This window comes from Mesorhizobium sp. M7D.F.Ca.US.004.03.1.1, assembly GCF_003998635.1.
GTDB lineage: Bacteria > Pseudomonadota > Alphaproteobacteria > Rhizobiales > Rhizobiaceae > Mesorhizobium > Mesorhizobium loti.
The window spans coordinates 1-780 of sequence record NZ_RZQG01001544.1; the positions used below are offsets into that span (position 1 = coordinate 1).

Genomic DNA, 780 nt, shown 5'->3' on the forward strand with positions numbered 1-780 from the left:
GCCCCTGATACTACAGTGACAGCTCGCCCAACGCGAGGAACGAGGCCATGCCTGGTGCCATTGCAGTCATCGCGACATTAGCCTTGGCCGGAGGCCCGAACGGCAGCCCACCGACGCCGGAGGAGATGGTCGCCTATTTCGTGCATGGCCTCGAACAGGGTGCGATCCCCAGATACGGGCAGCAGACCGACCAACCCTTCAAACAGGTTTCCCGATCGCCAGCGGTCTTCACCAGCACCGGCCCCAACGAGGTCGGCGACAAGATGGAAACGCTAAGGTTCACGGTGACGAAGCTCAGCGACTGCACCTACAAGGCCGAGCAGCAGTTCGAGGAGGACGGCGAACCCTATTATCGCCTGGCCTACACGCTGGACTTGAGTGCCGTTACGGCCATTGGCTTCGACAATCCGCCGGCCACCATCTCGCTCAAGGGGTTAACCAAGAGTTGCACGACCAACACCGAAGGCAGTTGCGATCCGACCAGGGAGCCAGAAGCAATCGGCCCGTTCTTCGGCGAGCCGCGCCAGGCCGAACAGGCGCTTGCGGTTTTTCACGAGAAACTCTGCCCGCTGAAGCCGTAACCGAGACGACGGCTGCCAAAAGAAAAGGCCGATGCCTTTCGGCACCGGCCCTGACTGAAGGTCGACATTTCGGCCGCGCTTCTGTGGCGCGGGCCGGATCTGATGCGGCGCCTTACATCCGGTAGGCGATGGTATCGTTCCAGAAGCGATCGAGCCGCTGCAGGGCGCGGTTCATCTGCTTGAACTCGTCGGTGTTGAT

Annotated in this window: 1 protein-coding gene and 1 pseudogene; one reads left to right on the plus strand and one right to left on the minus strand. The window is 61.5% G+C overall.

Annotated features, from left to right (window positions below):
• Positions 1-47: 47 nt before the first annotated feature.
• A complete protein-coding gene (locus tag EN935_RS38550) occupies positions 48-581 on the plus strand; it encodes a hypothetical protein (RefSeq protein ID WP_127264882.1) in 534 nt (177 codons plus the stop codon).
• A gap of 112 nt (positions 582-693) precedes the next feature.
• Here the strand turns inward: EN935_RS38550 and EN935_RS38555 are convergent.
• Positions 694-780: pseudogene (locus EN935_RS38555) on the minus strand (MarR family transcriptional regulator); the annotation flags it as partial.